The 20,738-nt window shown below is 57.8% G+C and carries 16 protein-coding genes and 1 other annotated feature; of the genes, 1 reads left to right on the top strand and 15 read right to left on the bottom strand.

Annotated elements, in window-relative coordinates; genetic code table 11:
* Positions 1-7: 7 nt before the first annotated feature.
* The 5 genes from PVA01S_RS11970 to PVA01S_RS26600 form a co-directional block, all read right to left on the bottom strand.
* A complete protein-coding gene (locus PVA01S_RS11970) occupies positions 8-1,387 on the bottom strand; it encodes a bifunctional folylpolyglutamate synthase/dihydrofolate synthase (RefSeq protein WP_127607793.1) in 1,380 nt (459 codons plus the stop codon).
* 7 nt (positions 1,388-1,394) lie between these two features.
* Positions 1,395-4,064, bottom strand: coding sequence for a valine--tRNA ligase (locus PVA01S_RS11965; RefSeq protein WP_127607792.1), 2,670 nt, complete (start codon positions 4,062-4,064; stop codon positions 1,395-1,397).
* Positions 4,065-4,217: 153 nt separating this feature from the next.
* Positions 4,218-4,493: a binding site (T-box leader), on the bottom strand.
* 172 nt (positions 4,494-4,665) lie between these two features.
* Complete coding sequence (locus PVA01S_RS11960) at positions 4,666-5,787, bottom strand: LysM peptidoglycan-binding domain-containing protein (RefSeq protein ID WP_127607790.1); 1,122 nt, start codon at positions 5,785-5,787, stop codon at positions 4,666-4,668.
* Positions 5,788-5,904: 117 nt separating this feature from the next.
* Positions 5,905-6,780 carry an RluA family pseudouridine synthase gene (locus tag PVA01S_RS11955; protein ID WP_054800460.1) on the bottom strand — a complete coding sequence of 292 codons (876 nt, stop codon included), beginning with the start codon at positions 6,778-6,780 and terminating at the stop codon, positions 5,905-5,907.
* Positions 6,777-6,935: a hypothetical protein gene (locus PVA01S_RS26600; protein WP_155613752.1), complete on the bottom strand. Its 159-nt coding sequence runs from the start codon at positions 6,933-6,935 to the stop codon at positions 6,777-6,779. The genes PVA01S_RS11955 and PVA01S_RS26600 overlap by 4 nt, the downstream gene beginning before the upstream one ends.
* A 199-nt stretch (positions 6,936-7,134) precedes the next feature.
* Here PVA01S_RS26600 and PVA01S_RS11950 point away from each other — a divergent pair, with 199 nt between their 5' ends.
* Positions 7,135-8,727: a phosphodiester glycosidase family protein gene (locus PVA01S_RS11950; protein ID WP_236595815.1), complete on the top strand. Its 1,593-nt coding sequence runs from the start codon at positions 7,135-7,137 to the stop codon at positions 8,725-8,727.
* A 185-nt stretch (positions 8,728-8,912) separates the two neighbouring features.
* On the opposite strand, the gene hemL is transcribed toward PVA01S_RS11950, so the two are convergent.
* The 10 genes from hemL to hemA form a co-directional block, all read right to left on the bottom strand.
* Positions 8,913-10,214 carry a glutamate-1-semialdehyde 2,1-aminomutase gene (hemL, locus tag PVA01S_RS11945; protein WP_127607788.1) on the bottom strand — a complete coding sequence of 434 codons (1,302 nt, stop codon included), beginning with the start codon at positions 10,212-10,214 and terminating at the stop codon, positions 8,913-8,915.
* A gap of 137 nt (positions 10,215-10,351) precedes the next feature.
* Positions 10,352-11,797, bottom strand: a complete 1,446-nt coding sequence (gene hemG, locus PVA01S_RS11940) for a protoporphyrinogen oxidase (protein WP_127607786.1) — start codon at positions 11,795-11,797, stop codon at positions 10,352-10,354.
* Between the two features lie 4 nt (positions 11,798-11,801).
* Complete coding sequence (gene hemH / locus PVA01S_RS11935) at positions 11,802-12,743, bottom strand: ferrochelatase (protein WP_054798547.1); 942 nt, start codon at positions 12,741-12,743, stop codon at positions 11,802-11,804.
* A gap of 1 nt (position 12,744) precedes the next feature.
* On the bottom strand, positions 12,745-13,818 hold the full coding sequence (gene hemE, locus PVA01S_RS11930; protein WP_127607784.1) for a uroporphyrinogen decarboxylase: 1,074 nt from the start codon (positions 13,816-13,818) through the stop codon (positions 12,745-12,747).
* A 201-nt stretch (positions 13,819-14,019) separates the two neighbouring features.
* Complete coding sequence (hemB, locus tag PVA01S_RS11925) at positions 14,020-15,012, bottom strand: porphobilinogen synthase (protein WP_054798546.1); 993 nt, start codon at positions 15,010-15,012, stop codon at positions 14,020-14,022.
* Between the two features lie 64 nt (positions 15,013-15,076).
* Positions 15,077-16,603 carry a uroporphyrinogen-III C-methyltransferase gene (gene cobA / locus PVA01S_RS11920; protein ID WP_127607782.1) on the bottom strand — a complete coding sequence of 509 codons (1,527 nt, stop codon included), beginning with the start codon at positions 16,601-16,603 and terminating at the stop codon, positions 15,077-15,079.
* A gap of 71 nt (positions 16,604-16,674) precedes the next feature.
* On the bottom strand, positions 16,675-17,622 hold the full coding sequence (gene hemC, locus PVA01S_RS11915; protein WP_054798545.1) for a hydroxymethylbilane synthase: 948 nt from the start codon (positions 17,620-17,622) through the stop codon (positions 16,675-16,677).
* 44 nt (positions 17,623-17,666) lie between these two features.
* Positions 17,667-18,377 (bottom strand): precorrin-2 dehydrogenase/sirohydrochlorin ferrochelatase family protein, encoded by a 711-nt coding sequence (locus tag PVA01S_RS11910; protein WP_127607780.1) that lies wholly within the window; start codon positions 18,375-18,377, stop codon positions 17,667-17,669.
* A gap of 15 nt (positions 18,378-18,392) precedes the next feature.
* Positions 18,393-19,217 (bottom strand): cytochrome c biogenesis protein CcsA, encoded by an 825-nt coding sequence (gene ccsA, locus PVA01S_RS11905; RefSeq protein ID WP_127607778.1) that lies wholly within the window; start codon positions 19,215-19,217, stop codon positions 18,393-18,395.
* Between the two features lie 15 nt (positions 19,218-19,232).
* Positions 19,233-20,633: a glutamyl-tRNA reductase gene (gene hemA / locus PVA01S_RS11900; RefSeq protein WP_054796938.1), complete on the bottom strand. Its 1,401-nt coding sequence runs from the start codon at positions 20,631-20,633 to the stop codon at positions 19,233-19,235.
* Positions 20,634-20,738: the final 105 nt, after the last annotated feature.

The raw sequence follows: 20,738 nt of genomic DNA, 5'->3' as shown, positions 1-20,738 counted from the left end.
GCCCGTTTCACCAGCCTTTTTCAGAATCGGATTGATGCTTGATCCAGGAACGTATATCCCCCATCAAATATAACGTACCTGAAACGACGGCCAAGTCGTCTTGTGCCGTCAACTCTTTTGTTCGTTCAAACGCCGTCTTCCAATCCGGTTCGATGATCACTTCCACCTGGTCTCGGCCGAGCTCGGCGAGCATGGTACGGGCGATCGCGGCAAGATCCGCGGCGGACGCTTTTTTATGCCAATTCGGCTCGGTCAAGATAAGGGTATCCACTATTGGTAGTATATGCCTGAAGTAGCCTGAATGATTCTTGCCCGCCAGCATCCCCATCATAAAATGCAGCTTGCGGTACTTGTAAGTGGTCGTCAGCGAAACCGCAAGCGCTTCGGCTCCTTCCGGATTGTGCGCCCCGTCGATGACGATCCGCGGGTTGTCAGACACCTTCTCCAGCCGTCCCGGCCAAGATGTCGTCTTCATCGCCCGATACAAGTCCTCGTCGTCCACGATCAGCGCGTAATACTGGCGCAGCACTTCGAGGGTCATAAGGGCTACGGCCGCGTTTTTAACCTGATGCGGGCCGTTCATCGAGATCGAGACGTTCGGAATGCGCCTGAACAATCCTTCGAAATGAAACGTCTGCTCGCCTTCGACCGAAGCAACCGTCTCCAGGTGAAACTCGCGACCCAGCAAATAAACTTTGCTCTTCTTCTCGGCAGCCTTGTCTTCGATCGCCTGCAGCGCTTCCGGCTGCTCGACGGCGCTGATGACCGGAACTCCGGCCTTGATAATCCCGGCCTTCTCGGCGGCGATCGAGGCGAGCGAGTCCCCGAGGTAGTCCATATGATCGTGCCCGATGTTCGTAATGACGGATACGAGCGGCGATACGATATTCGTCGAATCAAGCCGGCCTCCAAGACCCGTCTCCCAAACAACGAAGTCCGGGTACGCGGTCCGGGCAAAATATTCGATCGCGATGACGGTCGATATTTCGAACATGGAAGGCTGCCCGTATTCGGCGGCGACTTCATCGATCAGCGGTTTAATTTTGTTAACGACCTGCAGCAAATCCTCGTCGCTGATGTTTTCCCCGTTCAATCGAATCCGCTCATGGAACGTTTCGATGTAGGGGGACGTGAACGTCCCCACATCATAGCCGGCTTGCCGGATCGTTTCGGTCAAATACGCGCAGACCGAGCCTTTGCCGTTCGTGCCCGCCACATGAATGAACTTCAAGCGGCGGTGCGGATAATCGAGCAGCTCCATCAGCTTCTCCATACGCTCCAGCCCAAGCTTGATACCCGTCATCGGAATGAAACGGACGATCCAGTCGATCGCTTCCCTCGCGGTGCGGAAGGAACCCTGGATCGGAGCGTTAGCGTCCTTCGTCATCTTACGTTCATCCTTTCAGTTCCGCGATACGAGCCGTCACTTTATCCCGCTTGCCGGAGTAATCGGCCAGCTTCGCTTTTTCTTCTTCAATCACTTTGGCCGGCGCTTTGGCGACAAAGCCTTCGTTCGCAAGTTTTTTCTCAATGCGCTCAACTTCGGCGTGGAGCGTCTGAAGCTCTTTCTCCAAGCGGCTTATTTCCTGGGCAATGTCGATTAATCCGGCCAAAGGCAAGAACAATTCCGCGCCTGTGACGATTCCTGTCATCGCTTTATCCGGCGCGCCCAGCGTGCTGTCGATCGTCAAGACCGACGTATTGCTGAACCGACGGAGGTACTCTTCGTTTCGCTTCAAAATATGTTCCGTCTCGGCGCCGGTCGGCTTCACTTGCAGCTCGATCTTCTTGCTCATCGGCACGTTCACTTCCGCCCGGATGTTGCGCACCGTCCGGATAATGTCCATCAACAGCTCCATCTCGCGCACCGCATCCGGCGCTTCGAACTTCGCTTCGAACGTCGGCCATGCGGCAAGCGTGATCGTATCGCCTTCATGCGGCAAGTGCTGCCAAATTTCCTCGCTGATGAACGGCATGAACGGATGCAGAAGGCGCTGGGTCCGGTCCAGCACGTAAGCGAGGACAGACTTCGTCGTCTTTTTCGCCGTTTCGTCGTTCCCGTATAAAGACAGCTTGCTGAATTCAATATACCAGTCGCACAAATCGTCCCAGATGAAATTGTACAGCAGCCTGCCCGTTTCGCCGAATTCGTACGCATCGATCAGTCGGGTTACCTCGCGTACCGTCTCATTCAGACGATGCAGGATCCAACGGTCCGCCGTTCCGAGTTGGCCGGTCAAATCGATATCTTCGTATTTGAAATCCCCGAGGTTCATGAGCGCGAAACGCGAAGCGTTCCAAATCTTGTTCGCGAAGTTTCTGGCCTGCTCGACCTTCTCCCAACGGAAGCGAAGATCTTGCCCCGGTGTAGAGCCCGTCGACAGCATGAAGCGCATCGCGTCGGCGCCGTATTTCTCAATGACGTCGAACGGATCGACGCCGTTGCCGAGCGATTTGGACATTTTACGCCCTTCGGCGTCGCGCACAAGTCCGTGAATAAGCACGTCCTTGAACGGAATGCGATCCGTAAATTCAAGACCGCTGAAAATCATCCGCGCCACCCAGAAGTAAATAATATCGTAGCCCGTCACCAGCAGGTCGTTCGGGTAATAACGCTTCATGTCTTCGGTCTGATCCGGCCAGCCCATCGTCGAGAACGGCCACAACGCCGAACTGAACCACGTATCGAGCACATCCTCGTCCTGCTTCATATGCGTGCCGCCGCAATGCGGACAAACCGTGACATCTTCGCGCGCGACAATCAATTCTTTACAGTCGCCGCAATACCAGGCCGGAATCCGGTGACCCCACCACAGCTGACGGGAAATACACCAGTCGCGGACATTCTCGATCCAGTGCAAATAAATTTTCTCGAAACGGTCCGGCACGTAGTTGACGCCTTGCCCGGACTTCTGCGCTTCGACGGCGCGTTCGGCCAGCGGCTTCATCTTCACGAACCACTGCGTCGACAAATACGGCTCTACGACGGCGCCGCTGCGCTCGCTGTGTCCGACCTGATGCACGTGCTCCTCGATCTTGATCAGCACGCCGAGCTCCTTCATGTCCGCCACGATCTGCTTGCGGCATTCGAAACGGTCCAGCCCTTGATATTTGCCCGCGTTCTCATTCATCTTGCCGGACTCGTCCATCACGAGCACCTGCGGCAAGCTGTGGCGGTTGCCCACCTCGAAGTCGTTCGGATCGTGCGCCGGCGTAATTTTTACGGCGCCGCTTCCGAACTCTTTCTCGACGTACTCGTCGCCGACGATCGGAATTTCGCGGCCGATAATCGGCAAGACAAGCGTCTTGCCGATCAAGTGCCGATAGCGCTCATCCTCCGGATGCACCGCTACCGCCGTATCGCCGAGCATCGTCTCCGGGCGAGTCGTCGCGACGACGATGAATTCTCCGCTGTCTTTGACCGGATATTTCAGGTGGTACAACGCGCCTTGAACTTCCTTATATTCGACTTCGATGTCCGACAGCGCCGTACGGGCCGCCGGATCCCAGTTGATAATATATTTGCCGCGGTAGATTAAACCTTTCTCATAGAGACGGACGAATACTTCGCGAACCGCCTTGGAAAGCCCTTCGTCCAAAGTAAACCGTTCCCTGGAGTAATCGAGCGACAGGCCCATTTTGGCCCATTGTTCACGGATCGTGCCGGCATAATGCTCCTTCCACTCCCACACTTTCTCGAGAAACTTCTCGCGTCCGAGATCGTATCGGGACAGGCCTTCCTCGCGAAGCTTCTGCTCCACTCTCGTCTGCGTCGCGATTCCCGCGTGGTCGGTGCCCGGGAGCCAGAGCGCATCGTAGCCCTGCATCCGTTTGGCCCGGATGACAATGTCCTGCAGCGTGTTATCCAGCGCGTGTCCGATATGCAGCATCCCCGTCACGTTCGGCGGCGGTATGACGATGCTGTAAGGCTTGGCGTCCGGCCGTTGGCCGGCTTTGAAATATCCGCCCTGCAGCCAATAATCGTACCATTTCTTCTCACTTTCCTTCGGATCGTACGTGGTCGGCATCGACGTTTCCGGTGCCGCTGGTTTCGTTTCTTCCATAACCTTTTCTCTCCTCCAACTGGTTACTGTTCGCTGTATCGGCAAGCTTACGGCTTGAAGCCGCGATTAACGGCCACGCTTTCCTTGTCCGGCAAGGAAACGCGCCTTCGTCAAGGTTGATGCCTTCTATCAACCAAAAAAAGCCTCTCGCCCGTAAAGGACGAAGGCTTTCGCATCCGTGGTACCACCTTTATTCCGCATGAGCCTGCAGGAGCGCGGGATACCCGCATTCCATCGGGATGAAAGCCGCCCATACGGCGCTTAAACAGATAACGGCTGTGACCGGCCGAATCTAAGCCGCATGGCTTTCAATTCGGCAACTCCGGGGCGACTTCGACAGGTACGCATCCTGCGGGAAACCTCTCAGCGTGGTGCCGGTTCCGCTCTCTGAAGGGCTTGCTGCCTACTATTCCCTTTCCACGTTATTACAGCATCTTATGCGTATTATGATAAACAATCGCAACGGCAGAGTCAATACGAGGCCGCGTTTAATACCATCCACTTTCCGGGCCGCGAACCTCCATCCGATCAGTATAACCAAAAAAACGCCCGGACAAGCCTGCTTCAGGCTGTCCGGACGCATTGTTTTGGGTGCGCGCCGTTATTTCGGGATATATACGATTTGTCCGGCGGCCAGCTCGCTTTCGCCGAGCCGGTTATGAAGCGCGATTTCCCGCGGACTCACATTGTATTTTTTGGCAATGGTTTCGAGCGTTTCTTCCTTCTGCACGATCACCAGCCGCAGCTTCCGGAACTCCTGCTGCCCCTGCCTGCCCGGGAGCAGGTTTTTCCACTCCACCTTCTCGTCGGCCTGGCTTTGCGCGGCTGCGGCTGCGGCTGCGGCGGCTGCGGCTGCAGCCTCTTCCGCTTCGCGCGCTTCCGACTTCGACGCCGCGTACTGAACGAGCGAAGTGAATCCGAACGGCTTGCCGCTTGCCGGTTGTGCCGGGGCCGGAGACGGCTCGACGGCGGACGAGCCCTTGATGCCGAAGCCCACTTTCACATCTTTCTTTTCCTCCGCAGGTTGCGCAGGTTGCTCATGTTGCTCTAGTTGGGCAGACTCGGGCGCAAGCGCAGGCTCAGCAGCCGCTACGCTCTGCACGGACGCTTTCTCGGACGCCTCCGTTCGGGGTTCCTCCGGCGTCCATCCGTTCTGCCGCTCCTCTTGACGGGACGTAAACGGACTTGCAGGCTCCGCTGCGGAAGAGTGAAGAATCGATGGCTCCCGCTCCGCAACTCTTTCTGCCTGTTCTTCAGCCCATGGTTCAGCCGCAGCCTCACGCTGTGGAACCCGGGCTTCATGTACGAAGACGACCTCTTCTTCCGTCTCGCTCCAGGACCGCTCGCCTTCGGAAGAAGAGAACACTTCCAGACCGTTTAACGATAACACGCCGGTAATATTCAAGCTCCGCTCGGACAGCAAATCGACGTCGAAGTTTTCGATTTCCACCGCGATATCTTCAACGCGTTGAACACGGTTCATCGGCAGCGTAATTTCGACCGGGATCAGATGCTCCAGCGTTTGCGCCTCGCGGCCTTGTTCATCCACATAGGCGCCGGTCAAGAGCAGATTGCCGCGCAGAACGGCTTGTTCTCCTTGAGACAACACTTGAATATGCGGGACAAGCTCGACGCTCTCCAGCTCCTTAATGCCGAGCACGCCCTCACTTAAATGTACACGCTCGTAAATATCGAATCGCAATCCGTTTTGATCAGTTGCCAAGGTTAAGTCCTCCCTTTCGTATGACTTCCTTTTCCCGTAAGAAAAGTAAGATACTAGACCGCATTGTCATATAACAACCTCTACAACATGTATATGGGTTCGGGAGGAGCAGCATGACTACAAATTTTTCAACCGTTCTTGCAGTGCGCCGAAATCGGCAGGCCAAGGCGATGAAACCGCCACGGGCTCATTCGTAAAAGGATGCGGAAAAACCAGCGCTTCCCCGTGCAGCGCTTGACGGCCGATGGCATCCCGCCGCCCGCCGTACAACGCGTCTCCGATCAACGGGTGACCCAAATGACTCAGGTGCACGCGAATTTGGTGCGTCCGCCCCGTTTCGAGCGTCAACCGCACGAGCGCAGCGTCCGGATACGTTTCCAGCCGTTCATATAAGGTGACGGCTGACTCGCCTGTCGGGGAAACCCGGCGACGTGTCGGGTGATGCCGGTCACGGCCGATCGGTGCGTCGATCCGGCCCTTCGCTTTCGCAAGCCTGCCTTGGACGAAGGCGACGTACGTGCGGCCGATGCTTTTCTCGCGCATCCGGGCGTCAAGAATCGTCTGCACCCAGTCGTACTTGGCAAACAGCACCGGACCGGTCGTGTCTTCGTCCAACCGGTGAATATGCCGCGGACGGCAGAGCTGCCCCTCGGCGGCAAGCCTGGAGGCTGCCGCTTGCAGCAGCGTCCCCTTCTCGCCTTCCGCTGTCGGGTGTACCTTCATCCCGGCAGGCTTATCCGCCACGAAGCAAAAATCGTCTTCATACAAGAACTCGATATCCGTCCACTCGTCCGCTTGAACGTTCGGCTCCTCGGGAAATAACCGCAGCCGCAGCCGGCTGCCCTGCCACAGCAAGCCGCCGTTATGCAGCAAGGTGCGGCTCCACTTCTCACCTATCAAAGCCGAAGCGAGCTGCCTCGCCTGCTCCCTGCCCTGGATATCGCCGGCCGCACGCCATTCGAGCCATTCTCCTTGTCTGCGCCATCCGCTCATGCCGAGTCCTCCCCGCCGCGGACTCTTCGCGGTTTGCTCCTGCGCCGCTGTTCCAGGAAGGCGTAACCGACGATAAGTGCAAGCAGCAGCCCGAATATGCCGAATACGAGCAGCATGTCCAGCGTGATTCCGTAAAAACTGTATTTTTTTAACACATGTACAGCTCCCGTCCTCGATAAATAGATACCGAAGCTTATTTTACCAAACCGGTCCCCATTATCAAAGCGGTTACACTGCCAATTGTGCCTTCATCTAACTCTAGCAATTGCTGTTAAATGCAGCCTTGATATGATAGAATATTGTAGATTCATAGATAGAATACGGCATTAAGCCTGTTATTAGGAGAGGAATATATTGAAAGGCAGCTTGCAAGCGATCCAACAGTGGAGTTTGATGAAAAGAACGTTGTTTTATATCGCGCTGCTCACTTTTTTGACCTCCAGCTTTTTGTTCCTGACCCCGCCTGGCGGAAAAGTGCGCGAATGGATGGCACAGACCGTCATTACGACGCAGCACCGCAGTTGGGCCTGGATTTTCGTGGGCGCGGAACGACGCGATTTGCTAGTGAAGAAGATGCAGGACGATATCGAATTGGCGTCCTTGGAGAAGCAAAATCTGGGGCTCGTCTCCGTTCGCAAAAAAAGCGGGAAAGCGCGTTCCATCGATGAATTGATCAAAGTCGAAGATATTTCCGGCCCGCTCTGGAAAGGTAAAAAAATGTATGTCTACGATCCGACGACGATCAAGATCATGACCCCGAACAAGCCCGGCGAAGGCGAACGAATCACGTCCATGGTTAACCGTACGGGCGCTGTGGCCGGCTTAAACGGCGGCGCCTTCGACGATCCGGAAGGCTTGGGCAACGGTTTTGCCGCACTCGGCATGATCATCTCCGGCGGAGACATCATCTTTACCGATCAGGACGGCTCGATCCCGCAGCACATCGTCGGCTTTACGAAGGAAGGCCATCTGGTCGTCGGGAAATACGACGCCTTCGAATTGCGCGATATGGGCGTATCCGAAGCGGTTTCGTTCTATCCGCGGCTGATCGCTAACGGCAAGCCGATGATCACGAGCGGCGACGGCGGCTGGGGCCGCGCGCCGCGTACCGCCGTCGGGCAGCGTGCCGACGGAACGGTTATCTTCGTCGTTATAGACGGACGTCAAAAGCACAGCGTCGGCGCCACCTTGAAGGAAGTGCAGGATTTGCTGCTGGCGGAAGGCGCCGTTATCGCAGGCAATCTGGACGGAGGGGCCTCCTCAGAGCTTGTAGTCGACGGTCAGCTCGTCACGAAGCCTTCCAGCCGTTACGGCGAACGCCGGCTTCCTTCAGCGTTCCTCGTCTACGACGATCCCGATTCGGTGCAAGCGACGCGCGTCTGGGACGGCATCGACAAGATTGATGCGGGCGGGTCGCACGACCATCCCGACTTCTTGCGCGAGCAGGCGGAGAAGCGGGCGAAGGGCCAGACGACGACCCCCAAACCGGCGACGGAAACGAAGCCGCCTGCGCCTGCGCCGAAGACGGAACCGGCCAAGCCCGATACGAGCGGCAAAGCCCCGGCGAGCAGCGGGACGTCCGGCGAGGCAAAGCCGGGGACGGCGCCAAGCGGCAAGGAGCCGGCAGCTGGCGGCGGCGGTACCGGCTCGGCCGGAAACGGCTCTGGCACGGGCGCTGCGGGCTCTGGCGGCGAGCCGGCGAAGCCCGCAGGCACGCAGGGCCAGACGGGTACGGAGCCCGGCGGGAGCGGTACGGCGCCTAAGCCCGCAGGCGCCGGCGCTGCCCCGTCAACGGACTCGACGCCCGCGCCTTCGGCGGCTAAGCCAATCACGCCCGACGGCGGCGGGACAGCGACCAAGCCGGTGGAAGCCGGCGACGCCGCAACAACGCCGGCAGCGACGCCTGCACCGGCAGCAACGGCTGCAGAGCCTATTAAGACGCCATAAAGTACGATACATAACAGCAAAGCAAAGCCCATCCGGACCTGCGCCGGATGGGCTTTCGTTTGTTCGAACCTATAGCTGCGAAGCCCGGGCGGGAGCCGGGAAGCTCGCTCCGGCCTCTTGCGCTTTCCCCACTCAAGGACTTCAGCGCCTCCTGGTTCCGTTAACCGCGAGTCTCCGCTTTGCGACTATAACCGCTTCAAAGCCTCGCGCTGCGCTTCGATCGTCGCTTCAATATCTTCCTCGCTGTGAGCGGTCGAAACGAACATGCCCTCGAACTGCGACGGCGGAAGACTGACGCCTAAATCGAGCATCGCGGCAAAATAACGGTTGAACCGCTGCAAGTCGGACCGTTTGGCCGTCTCGTAGTCGGTCACCGGTTGGTCCGTGAAGAACGGACATACCATCGAGCCTACCCGGTTGATGGTCAGCGGCACGCCAAGCTCGCGCGCATTCGCGGCGAAGCCTTCCTCCAGCCGTGCGGAACGGCGCTCGAGCTGTTCGTACACGCCCGGCTCGCCCAGCAGCTTCAGCGTCGTATAACCCGCCGCCATCGCCAGCGGATTGCCCGACAGCGTGCCTGCCTGATAAATCGGCCCTGCCGGAGCGATCTGCTCCATAATCTCCCGCTTGCCCCCGTAAGCGCCAACCGGTAGTCCGCCGCCGATCACCTTGCCCAAACAGGTCAAATCCGGCGTTATGCCGAACAGCCCTTGAGCGCTGTTCAAGCCGACGCGGAAGCCCGTCATCACTTCATCGAAAATAAGCAGGCTGCCCTTCGCCTTTGTGACCTCACGCAGCCCTTCCAAGAAGCCCGGTGCAGGCGGCACGACCCCCATATTACCGGCAATCGGCTCAACGATCACCGCGGCGATCTCGTCCCCGAATCGCTCGAACGCCAACCGGACGGCCTCCAGGTTGTTGTACGGCAGCGTAATCGTATTCGCGGCAATGCTCTCCGGTACGCCCGGACTATCGGGTAAACCAAGCGTCGCAACGCCGGAGCCCGCCTTGATCAAGAGCGAATCGGCATGGCCGTGATAACAGCCTTCGAATTTCACGATCTTGCTGCGCCCGGTATAACCGCGCGCAAGCCGCAGCGCGCTCATCGTGGCTTCGGTACCGGAGCTGACCATGCGCACCAGGTCAATGGACGGGATACGCGCCGCCACCAGCTTGGCCATTTCCGTTTCCAGCTCGGTCGGCGCGCCGAAGCTCGTGCCGAGCTCCGCCGCCCGTTTAATCGCTTCGACGACTTCGGGCTTCGCATGACCGAGAATGAGCGGTCCCCAAGAGCCGATATAATCGATAAATTCGTTATCGTCGATATCGGTAACGCGGGAGCCGGCCCCTTTTTTCATGAAGAGGGGGGTCAATCCAACTGATTTAAATGCGCGGACGGGGCTGTTGACTCCGCCGGGGATAACTTGTTTCGCTTCCTCAAAAGCTGTCGCGGAGCGCGCTGCGAAGCGTTGTTGCGGTTCGTTCATTCCATCCACACCTTTACTAGAATATGCTTGAAAACGAAGAAAAACCGAGCCGGGATTTTCAAGAAAAGCAAATTCTCGCGCTCGCAGGGAACGATATCCTATTGGATTTGGCCAAACTTCGCGGATAAGCCCGGTACTCACACCGGGCTTTTTTCTTTAAGCAGCCGGGAAAGCTCCAGCGCCGATTCTTTGCCCTGCTTCACGCAATCGGGAAGACCGACGCCGTGGAACGCGGCTCCCGTAATCAGCACCTCCGGCATCCGCTTCGCTAATCCTTCGCGTATACGGCGAATCCGATCCAGATGGCCGACCGGGTATTGCGGCATCGAGTGCATCAGCGGCGTCAGCTCCGTGAATAACGGCTCGGCCGTAATGCCCATCGTCGCCTTCAGATCCTGGCGCACCGCCCGGACGACTTCGTCCTCGGACATGTGCAGCCAGCGGTCGTCGCCCGAGCGGCCGACATAACAGCGCAGCAGCGCTTTGCCGTCAGGAGCGGTGTGCAGCCATTTCTTCGAGGTCCAGGTGCAGGCCGTGATGAAGCGCCCTTCCCTGCGCGGCACGACGAAGCCGGATCCGTCCAGCTCCCGCTTCATATCCTTCTCATCATAAGCAAGGATGACGTTGCCGACCGATACATAGTCGACCTTCCGCAGCTCCTGCGCTTCCGGTTTCGAAGCCGCCAGCAGATCGGCGGCGGCGTAAGCCGGGAGCGTCAGGATGACGCCGTCGGCCTCCTCGATCTCGCCGTCCTCGCGGGTCAGCCGGTAACCGCGTCCGTCCGCCGCTTTCTCGAGTTTGGCAATGCCGCATTGTTTCACGAAACGCACGTTGTCCAGCGCATCCAACAAACCGTGTACGATCGTCTCCAATCCTTCTCTGAAGGTGAGGAACGTCGTATTCCGCGCCGATTCCGGCAGCGTCCGGCTTTCCTCGCCGCCTTCTTTCCGGTTTTTCATCATCCCGAGAATCAGGCTGCGGTGTTTTTGCTCGATGCTATGAAATTGAGGGAACGTCGCCTTCACGCTCAAATCATACGTGTTCCCGGCATAAATACCGGCCAGCAGCGGCTCGGCGATTTGCGAAAGCACCTCGGAGCCGAGCCTGCGTTCCAGGAAGTGGCCGAGCGATTCGTCTTCGTCCGCCGTCCGTTTGGGCAGCACCAGGTCAAGCGCCGCACGCGCTTTAGCTGCGGGCGAAAGCAGGCCGGTCCGCATAAACGGCATAATTTCAGTCGGAATGCCGAGCATTAAGCCCGGTGGCATCCGGTGCAGCTTGCCCCGCGATAAAATGTATGTCTTTTTCGCATTCGGATTCGTTCCCGTTAATTGATCCTCGAGTCCCAGCTCGCGCGCCAGCTCGACCAGCGCGGGCTTGCGGGCGAGAAAGGAATCCGGCCCCTTCTCGATGACGAAGCCGTCCCGCCGAAGCGTGCTGATCTTGCCGCCGAATCTGTCGCTCTTCTCCATGACGGTAATCCGGCAAGCCTGCCCGGTCTCTTCCATCTGCTTCTTTAAATAATAAGCGGCGCTTAGTCCGGTAATCCCGCCGCCGATGACGACCACATGCGGTTTGGTGTCCATGGTGTCAGTCCTTCCGGGCGAGGGCGTACACGACGTCGCTCAAGGTCTCCATATATAGCGGATCGGTATTGAGCGAACGCGTCCGCTCCAGCTGAATGCCGAGCTCCCGCGCTACTTTTTGCGCTTCGATGTCAAGGTCGTACAAGACCTCCAAATGGTCGGACACGAAGCCGACCGGACATACGAGCACATGCTGCGCGCGTTCTTCCTGCTTGATCGTACGCAAGACATCCAAAATGTCCGGTCCGAGCCACGGTACGCCGGTTTGGCCTGCGCTTTGCCAGCCGAATTGCCACTGCGTAATGCCGGTTCTGTCCGCAATCGCCCTCGACGTCTCGAGCAGCTGCTCCGGGTAAGGGTCCTTCATTTCCAGTATTTTCTCAGGCAAGCTGTGCGCGGTAAACAGCACCTGCACCCGCTCCTTCGGCACCTCAAAACGGGCCAACGCTTCCTCCACCCGCAGCGCCAGCGCTTCAATCAGCTTCGGATGCAGATGATAGCTGCGCACGAACGCGATGTTCAAGCCGAGCTCATCCGCTTTCTCCTGCGCCCGCTTGATGTAACCGCCGACGCTCATCGCGGAATAATGCGGCGCCAGTACGACACCCACCGCTTCCGTAATGCCGTCTTGCACCATCCGCTCTACGCCGTCTTCGATGAAAGGCGACGCATGCTTGAGCCCTTGGTAACAGACGAACGTGATGTTCGGATATTTTTCGTTCAAACGCGCTTCCAGCGCCTTCACCTGATTGTCGGTGTTCTCGCGCAGAGGGAATACGCCGCCGACGATCGCTTCGTAACGATCCTTCAAATCCTGCAGCTGTTCGGGCGTCGGCGCATGGCCCCGGCGAATATGCGTATAATACGCTTCGATCTGATCGATGCTCTCGGGTGTTCCGTAAGACATCACCAGCACGCCGATTCGTTGAATCCGGTTCTCGCTCATCTTATACACCGCTTTCCTGCTTCAATGTGCCGCGTTGTTGAATCGCTTGACTGGAATACGCATGAATAAAGTCGGTCAATTCCTTCAGTTTCTCGAGCGACGCCTCCGGGAACAAGCCGTGTCCCAGATTAAACACGTAGCCCGGCTCTTCAATGCCCGCATCGATAATGGCTTTCGTCTGCTCTTGAATGACGCTCATCGGCGCCGTCAGCACGTATGGATCGAGATTGCCCTGCACCGCATAACGGCTGCCTAACCGCCGCCGCCCTTCAGGAATCGAAACCCGCCAATCGAGTCCGATCACGTCGGCTTGGACACCCTGGAGCGTGGGCAGCAGTTCGCCCGAGCTGACGCCGGGGAAATAAATTTTCGGCTGATCGAGGTGGCTGAGTTCATCGAAAATACGCTTGATCGTCGGCAGCACGTACGTTTGAAAGTCGACCGGCGACAACGCGCCCACCCAGCTGTCGAACAACTGGAACGCTTTAGCCCCGGAGGCGACGTGCGCCTTCAAATACGTGATGACCATGTCCCCAAGCTTATCCATCAGCTGGAACCACACTTTCGGTTCACTGTACATCAGCGTTTTGGTGCGAATATAGCTTTTGGACGGCTTGCCTTCGATCAAATAACTGGCGATCGTAAACGGCGCCCCCGCGAACGTAATGAGCGGCACTTCCAGCTCCGCGACAAGCAGCTCGATCGTCCGCAAAATATGCGGCAGGTGCTCCTCCACTTGAATCGGACGAAGCCGCTCGACATCCGCCGCCGTACGGATCGGGTTATGGATGACCGGTCCGATATTTTTGACAATGTCAAAGTCGATGCCGATGGAAGCGACCGGATTCATGATGTCCGAATACAAGATCGCCGCATCGACGCCAAGCTTTTTCACCGGCATCATCGTCACTTCCGCGGCCAATTCCGGCTGCGTACAAATTTCGAGCAGGCTGTACTTCTCCTTAATTTTCCGGTAATCCGGGTCATAGCGGCCCGCTTGGCGCATGTACCATACCGGCAGCCTATCGACCGGCTGCTTTTTACATGCGCGAATAAACAAGTCGTTGTAACTCATTCCCGTACCTCTTTTCCGTATACTTCCATAGTCTAAGTATCATTATGCCCTATTTGGAACCGGGTAACAACGGAAATCATCCGGTTGTTTCCGACAAATCTTTGACATCAGGCGTAACCTGCCTGCAAAAAAAGTCCTGATTTCCCGGAAGGAATCAGGACGCAATGCCGTCGGAACGGCTCGGGTTTAAGCTTCTTGCCTTTATGCCTGCAGCCAACGGACGATATCTTTCGCAAAATAAGTAATAATCAGATCGGCGCCGGCCCGTTTGAAGCCGAGCATCGTCTCCAAGACGATCGCGCGCTCGTCAATCCAGCCTTGAGCGGCAGCTGCCTTCACCATCGAATACTCGGCGCTCACATTGTAGGCGACAAGCGGCAAATCGTAACGGTCGCGCAGCATCCGCAGCACATCCATGTAAGCCAGAGCCGGCTTGACCATCAGGAAATCAGCGCCTTCCGCCACATCGCTGTCCGCTTCGCGCAGCGCTTCCCGGGCGTTAGCGGGATCCATTTGATACGTTTTGCGGTCGCCGAATTGCGGAGCGGAATGAGCGGCGTCGCGGAACGGGCCGTAGAACGCAGAGGCGTACTTGACGGAGTAAGACATGATCGGCACGTTCTCATAACCGGCCTCGTCCAAGCCTTGGCGAATCGCATAGACGAAGCCGTCCATCATGTTCGACGGGGCAATGATGTCCGCGCCGGCCTCGGCCTGCGATACCGCTGTCTTGACGAGCAGTTCGAGCGACGGATCATTCAGCACGTCGGCCCGCCCTTTGGCCTCGTCGTAATGCACCACGCCGCAATGGCCGTGATCCGTAAATTGACATAAGCACGTATCCGCGACCACGAGCAGATCCGGCGCCCATGCCTTCACTTGGCGCGTCGCCTGCTGGACGATCCCGTTCGGATCGTAAGCCGAACTCCCGTGAGCGTCCTTCTCATGCGGAACGCCGAACAACAGCACGGCCTGGATGCCCAGCGAGACGACCTCGCGGATTTCTTCCTCCAGCCGATCCAGCGACAAGTGATATACGCCCGGCATCGAGGAGATTTCCTCTTTCACATTCGTGCCGTGCGTGACAAAAATCGGATAAATCAAGTCGTTCGCCGTAACGGCATGCTCGCGGACTAAATTCCGCATAGCCGCCGACGTGCGCAGACGACGGTTACGAACGATCGGAAAACCCATGATTGTTACCTCCTTGCAGATCTGGGCGGGCCGGCCTGAACAAGACCGGCCTTATGCCATTTTTTTAGGCGTACAAGCTTTGAACGAGCGCGTCAACGGTCGCTTCCTTAGCCAAATAATCGACCTTCAAGCCGGCTTTCTCGGCCGTTTGTGCGGTCATCGGCCCGATACAGGCGATTTTACAGCCTTGCAGCAGCTCAAGCGGCGACTCTACCCCAAGCCGTTTCAGCGCTTCCAGCAGGTTGGTGACCGTAGACGAGCTCGTAAACGTGACGATATGAAGCTGGCCTTTCCGGAGGAAGTCGACGATCTCGTCGCCTCCCTCGGTTTCCAGCACGTTTTCATAGATATCGATTTTGGTAACGTCGAGGCCCATCTCCCGCATTTTATCGGGCAAGTAGGTTCTCGCAATATCCGCGGTCGCGAGCAGCACCCGCTCGCCCGCCTTCAGCTGCGGCGCTAACGACTCCAGCAGCGCATCTCCTTGGAACACCGGCGGAATCGCCTCGACCAGCAAGCCCCGCGCCTCCAGCGCGGCGGCCGTCTTCGGTCCGACGGCAACGAGACGCGCCCCGGCCATGGCCCGAATGTCCACACGCAGTTCCTTCAACCGCTCAAAGAACGCATCCACCCCGTTAACGCTTGTGAACACGATCCAATCAAAGCTGCCCAGACGGCTCAACGCGGCGTCGCGCGCTTGCTGCGCCTCCGGGCGGCTGGAAGGCTGGGTGCGGATCACCGGAAACTCGACCGCTTCGCCGCCGAGCTCTTCGATCTGGCCAACCAGCTCGCTCGCTTGACTGCGCGCCCGGGTCACAAGAATGCGCCGTCCGAATAGCGGCTTCGTTTCGAACCAGGCGAGCTTCTCGCGCAGCTTGACCACCTGGCCTACAATCGTAACGGCTGGCGATTGAAAGCCTGCGGCGCGCACCTTCTCGACGATGTCGGTTAATGTGCCCGTCAACGTCTCCTGTTCCATCCAGGTTCCCCAGCGAATAAGCGCGACCGGCGTATCCGCCGGCTTTCCGCCCTCAACCAGGCTCTTGCAAATCGTCTCGAGGTTGGCAACGCCCATTAAGAAGATGAGCGTACCCGACGCCTGCGCCAAATTGGGCCAGTTCACGTTGGAATACGTCTTGTTCTTGTACTCGTGCCCGGTTACGATGGAGAACGACGAAGTGAAGTCGCGATGTGTGACAGGAATGCCCGCATAAGCCGGAACCGCAATGGCCGACGTAATGCCCGGTACGATCTCGTACCGGATGCCGTGTTCCGCCAGCAACTCGGCCTCTTCGCCGACGCGGCCGAACACGCTCGGGTCTCCCCCTTTAAGACGCGTAACCGTCTTGCCCTGCAGGGCGAGATCCACGAGCAGCTGGTTAATCTCTTCCTGCTTGAGCATATGTTTATCGGGCAGCTTCCCGACGAAAATTTTCTCCGCACCCGGTTTCATATGCCTCAAGAGCCGCGGATTGGCCAACCGGTCGTACACGACAACGTCCGCGCGCTGGATCGCCTCCAGGCCGCGCAGCGTAATGAGTTTAGGGTCCCCGGGTCCAGCTCCAACCAAATACACGCTCGCCTTACTCATACCGCTTCTCCCCTTACTTCCGAATCCGAATCTCTCTATCCCATGGCATTCTTTGTCCTTGTACGAACGGGTTATTCCTGAACGGCAGCGAGCAGCTCCGCCGCCCCTTTGGCGAGCAACGATTCCGCCAGCCCTAAACCGAGCGCCTCCGGATCGGTTCCACGCTGCGTATCTTTAAGAATTTTCGCGCCGTCCGGCGAACCGACCATCCCGGTCAGCTCGATTTGAGGCCGCCCGTCGCGACCGGTCTCGCCGGTCAGCTTGGCGTACGCGCCGATCGGCACCTGGCAGCCGCCGTTGAGCTTCCCCAGGAAGCTGCGCTCGGCCGCAACGGCGACCGTCGTCGCCTCGTGCCGGTATTTCGCCAGTAAATCCAAAATGAATGGATCGTTGTCCCGGCATTCGATGCAGAGCGCCCCTTGGCCGACCGCCGGCAAGCAAAGCTCCGGATCGAGATAGGCCGATATCCGGTCGCTCCAGCCGATGCGGTGCAGCCCCGCGCCTGCCAGCAAAATCGCATCAAAGCCTTCCGTCTCCAGCTTGCGCAGACGCGAATCGATGTTGCCCCGCACCGGTTCAATTTTCAGATCCGGGCGGTAATGCTGGAGTTGGCTGGCCCGGCGCAAGCTGCTCGTTCCGACCTTCGCTCCCTTCGGCAAGTCGTCGATGCCGTACCCGTCGCGCATGATCAGGCAGTCGCGCGGATCTTCCCGCTCCGGCACTGCGCCGACCGTTAAGCCCGGAGGCAGCTCGAACGGCATGTCCTTCATGCTGTGAACGGCCAAGTCGATATCCCCGTCGAGCAGCGCTTGTTCAATTTCTTTGACGAACAGCCCTTTGCCTCCCACTTTGGAAAGCGTCACGTCGAGAATCCGGTCGCCTTTGGTCACGATTTTCTTCAATTCGAATTCCGCTTCGATGCCGTTATCTTCGCACAGCTTGCGCAAATGCTCAACCACCTGTCCGGTTTGAGTCAAAGCAAGCGCGCTCTGCCGTGTTCCCACTACAATTTTGCGCATATGGTTAACTCCCTAGCTTAGTGAATTCATTCGATTCTGTAACGTCACGTTCCCTCGTCCAGCCGCAGCAGCGACTCGCCGATTCGCCGGATGCCCGAGAGCGTCGGGTGCTGCCTGACCTCGTGCAGCAGCATCTGCCGCAGCCCGGCAGGCACCTCCGTTTCTCCGCGCAGGCGCGGAAGCAGCTCCCACTGCAGCATGGCGCGAAACATCGCCTGCCGCTCGCCGGAGTCCGCCACCAGCTCCTGCAGCGTGTGGCGCAGCTCGTGCAGCAGCTCTACGTACGGAGCATAGCCGTCCTGATCCAGCCGGCGCTCGATGTCCGTGCGCACGAGCCGGGACAAGCCGGGGCTGGCGCCTGCCGTCGAGACCGCGACCGTCAGCCGCCCGCGCCGCGCCGTCGCCGGCAAGATGAAATCGCCGTGATCCGTATCGCCCGCTCCGTTAACCCAAATGCCGAGCGAGCGGCCCTCCTCGCACACAAGGGCGTTGACCGCGGCGTCATTCGTAGCCGCGAACAGCAGCTGCGCGGACCGCACTTCCGCCATGCCGGGCGCGTACGGCCGGCGAATCGCATGAACGTCGCCTGCGGCCGCCAGTCGGTCCAGCTCCGGCGTGAAGGCCGGGCTAATCATCGTCACGGCCGCGCCCGCCTGCAGCAGACCTCTGGCTTTCCGCTCCGCCACCCGACCGCCGCCGACGACACAGCACGGCTTTCCTTCCAGATCAAGCATAATCGGGTAATACGTTTTCACCGCCGCATCCCTCCGTTACGACCATTGATGAAACGTCGAATAATAGTTGGTCAGCACGAAGTTCAACAGCGTAATGGCGAAGGCCGCCAAGTTCCATACCGCCAAACGGTTGCCCGGGGCTTTCAACAACAGCCGCTGAAACATATAAAATACATAGGCGAGCAGAACGAACCAGGAATTCAGCACCTTCGGATCGAAGAACAACCGGTAATCGCCCTGCAGCGCGATCCACACAATGCCCAGCGAGAGGGACAAGAGCAGCAGCGGGGCCCCGATCACTACCGAAACAAGCGCGTAATGATCCATCTTCTCCAGACTGGGAAGCCGCTGCATGCGCTGGGTCCACTTCTTCTCTTTGAGCTTGCGGTGCAGAAACAAGTACATGCCCGAGAACACGGCCGATACGACAAACGCGGCGTACCCGGTAACGGCGAGCGTAATATGTATGAATAGCAGCTCGTCCGTTACATTCCAACGGGACAACGTTGGCGCCAGGCCCGGCTTGCTGAAGATGTTCAGAGCCAGCATGGCGAATCCGAACACATTGACGAAAAACACGAACAGTTCGATTCGAAAAAACCGGCTCATCGCCAGCGACACGGTAACAAGGAGCCACCCGAATATGAACAGCGTCTCAAACATCGAGAACGCCGACAAGCTGAGATGTGAGGTCAGGCTGTACACCAAATAAATCGTCTGCAAAACCCATACAAAAAGAAGCAACCCTGTCCCCATCCGTTTCGCACTTCGGTTCGGATTGCTGAAATCCGCGAAGTAAAACAAGAGGCTCAGGGCATAAATATACAGTATCGCATCGTAAAACCAGGTTTGCGTGACCATGGTCTTCCTTTCCGGTTAAGCCTTGGCCAGAGCATCGCCGCCAGGCACCGCATGCCGCACCTTCGCAAGCAGTTCCTCTTTCGCCCGCTCCTGTGCCGCCTCGGCTTCCCGCTGCCGCAGTTCCTGCTCCGCCCGCTTTTGCCCTTCCAATTGCTCTTCCAAAGCAAAAATTTTCGTGAACATGTCCAGCGCGTCATCCCCGTGACGCTCGGCAGCCATTTCTTTGATGCGGACAATGGGATCGCGCAGCATTTGATTGACAATGCTCTTCGTTAGTTTACGTATAACCTTCAGCTCGTGTTCGTCGAGCTCCGGCAGCTTCTTCATTAAGCTGTCCATCGTTTCCTCATGGATCGCGGACGCTTTCGTTTGCAGCGCTTGGATAACGGGACTGATGCCCAGCGTTTTGGACCATTGCTCGAATGCGGCTATCTCGGCCTTGATCATCTCTTCGATTTTCACCGCCGCTTTATGGCGTTCTTCCATGTGCGAATTGACAAGCGACTGCAAGTTGTCGATATCGTACAGGAACACATTCGGCATATCCCCGAGACGCGGATCCAAATCGCGCGGCACGGCAATATCGATCATGAACAGCGGTCGCGATCTGCGCCGCTGCAAAATACAGGACACCTGCTCCGACTTCAATACGTAACCTGCGGAACCGGTGGAACTGATTACGATGTCGGCATCCTCCAGATGCGTAAGCAGCTTGTCCATCGTACTGGCTACGCCCCGGAACCGTTCCGCAAGCTCTTGAGCACGGGTTAACGTACGGTTGACGACCGTCACCTTATTGGCGCCGTTGCTGACGAGATGCTTGACGGTGAGCTCGCTCATTTTGCCTGCGCCGACGATCAGCACGTTCTTGTTCTCATAGCTGCCGAAAATTCGTTTGCCAAGCTCAACCGCGGCGTAGCTGACCGATACCGGATTCTCGCCGATGCCCGTTTCCGTATGCGCCCGCTTGGCCATCGTGATCGCCTGCTTAAACAGCGTGTTGAACAGAACGCCCGTCGTCTTCTCTTGCTGAGCGAGCAGGAAGGCATCCCGCACTTGCCCCAAGATTTGCGTCTCGCCAATAACCATGGAATCGAGACCGCTCGTCACCCGGAACAAATGCTGGATGGCCATCTCGTTCTCATAAATATATAAATGCTTGTTGAACTGCTCTTTGGGCACGTTGAACCATTTCTCGAGAAAGGCACGCAAATGGTGCCCGCATAAGTGCTGCGTATCCACCGCCACGTACAATTCCGTCCGGTTACAGGTGCCCACAACGACGCATTCCATCACGCTCTTGGTCGCTTTCAGCTCCTGCAGCGCTAACGGTAAATCTCCGTCGACGAATGCAAACTTTTCACGAATCGACACCGGTGCCGTACGATAATTCAAGCCCGCTACGACGATATGCATCTGGTTCACCTGCCTCCCCCTCTATAAATTTCAATTTATTATACCATACGATACTTGATACTTCGATCTTATTTATGAAGATTTTATTACAGCCACAGCCTGAAG

It is taken from the genome of Paenibacillus validus NBRC 15382, from assembly GCF_004000985.1.
In the GTDB taxonomy this organism is placed as follows: domain Bacteria; phylum Bacillota; class Bacilli; order Paenibacillales; family NBRC-103111; genus Paenibacillus_G; species Paenibacillus_G validus.
This window is presented reverse-complemented; position numbering and strand designations above follow the sequence as displayed.